Consider the following 1,925-nt stretch of genomic DNA (forward strand, 5'->3'; position numbering starts at 1 on the left):
CGCTAAAAAATTAGTTCAATGCGCACTTACACGTCATCTTTGATGACGTTGTGCTAAACCCATCAAAACCTGCATAAGATTTCGCGTTGCTCAAACGTAACTGACTTGCGTCAGTTTGGAACATTCAAAAATAAATAAGTTCAGTCGCTAGCTCCTTCGAACTTTTTTATTTTTGAACGTTAATTTTAAAGGCTCTCATTTGCGTTCTAAGCGATTTTAGCTAACAGTGAGCTATCTAACTGTCTGTCAACGGTAAATCGACTTAGAGGGGCTTATTGAGCCTTACAGGCGATATTAGCCCCTCTTGGAGGCTTTAAGGAGTTGATAGACTAGACAATACCAAAAGCCTGACGTCTTGGAAAACAAGCCCTTGTTTTCCCGAGCCCAGCGGCGGCAAGCGTTACGGTCCAGCTGGTTCAGCTGGTCAGTGTGGCTGAAAGCCACGGTTTAAAAAAAGCAGTTCAGCGGTTTTTGCTGATCTGCTTTTTGGGGTTTAAAAACGCCAATTTTTGGCGTTTTCTTCTTATCTTGATACTATTAGCATCAACTAGTTTTTTAAAATTAAGCTTGATTAGGCTTGATTAGGCTTGCATTCCTTGATTTTATAGGCTTTTGGTGTATTATTAGGGTTATAAATTGGTTGAAAGAAAGACAAAATAAAAACCCACGTGAAGTTCTCTGATTTGGTCGTCCGAGCACGTGAGTTAATTATCATTCGTAATTTGTAGTTATAGTTTAAGGGGAAAACCCTTTAATGTCAAGGCTGTAACCTTATTAAAAATGATAGTTAGCTCCTTCGCGTGGTAAGCGGGAGGAGCTTTTTATGTCAGAAATTTTTGAAGATATTACAGATAATGGCAAAGTTAGACCTTGGCGAGAACGGAAGATTGAAAATGTTCGTTATGCCGAATATTTGGCAATCTTAGAATTTAAACGGGCACATGATGTACGGGGTTGTGGTGAAGTTTTGCGTTTTCGTAAGATTGGCGAGCACTTAAAACTTTATCAAACGTGGTTTTGTCATAAACGATTGTGTCCATTGTGTAATTGGAGAAAGAGCATGAAAAATTCGAGCCAATTAAAACAAATTATTGCGGAAGCAGTTGCAAGAGAGCCTAAAGGACGGTTTTTGTTTTTAACTTTAACTGTTAAAAACGCTCATTCAGCAGAGGAGTTAAAAGTGTCTTTAAGAGCTTTGACTAAAGCCTTTAATAAGCTAACTCGCTATAAAAAAGTGACTAAAAATTTATTGGGTTATTTACGTTCAACGGAAATTACCGTTAATGAACAAGATGGGTCATATAATCAGCATTTACATGTTTTATTGTTTGTAAAATCAAGTTATTTTAAGAATTCAAATAATTATTTAGCACAAGCAGAATGGGCAAAATTATGGCAAAAAGCCCTGAAAGTTGATTACGAGCCCATGGTGCATGTGCAAGCCGTGAAACCTAACAAGCGCCAAGGCTCTAATTCTTTACAAGCCAGTGCCGAAGAAACCGCTAAGTATGAGGTAAAATCTGCTGATTATATGACCGCTGATAATGAGCAGAATTTAGCTGTTATCAAAGATTTGGAATATGCTTTAGCTGGGACACGCCAAATTAGTTATGGGGGTCTTTTTAAGCAGATTAAGCAAGATTTGCAATTAGAAGATGTCGAGAATGGTGATTTAGTTCATGTTGGCGATGAAGATTACACCAAAGAGCAAATGGAAGCTGCGGAAGAAGTTGTCGCAAAATGGGATTTTAATAAACAAAATTATTTTATTTGGTAAAGAGAATGTCAGGATATGATCAACGGTAAATCCGTTGGCATATCCCTTTTTTGTTGTCAGCTTGCTGACTTCTGATACAGGTTTTAGCATTGCTCCAATTTATTTGGAGTGTAAGTGCGCATTAAACTCATTTCATTTCGTTTAATGA

At 37.6% G+C, this 1,925-nt stretch carries 1 protein-coding gene; it reads left to right on the forward strand.

The window, feature by feature from the left end:
* The first annotated feature begins 823 nt into the window (after positions 1–823).
* On the forward strand, positions 824–1,777 hold the full coding sequence (locus tag LROSL1_RS00105; RefSeq protein ID WP_178913282.1) for a protein rep: 954 nt from the start codon (positions 824–826) through the stop codon (positions 1,775–1,777).
* Positions 1,778–1,925: the final 148 nt, after the last annotated feature.

The organism is Furfurilactobacillus rossiae, assembly GCF_013394005.1.
Lineage (GTDB): Bacteria > Bacillota > Bacilli > Lactobacillales > Lactobacillaceae > Furfurilactobacillus > Furfurilactobacillus rossiae.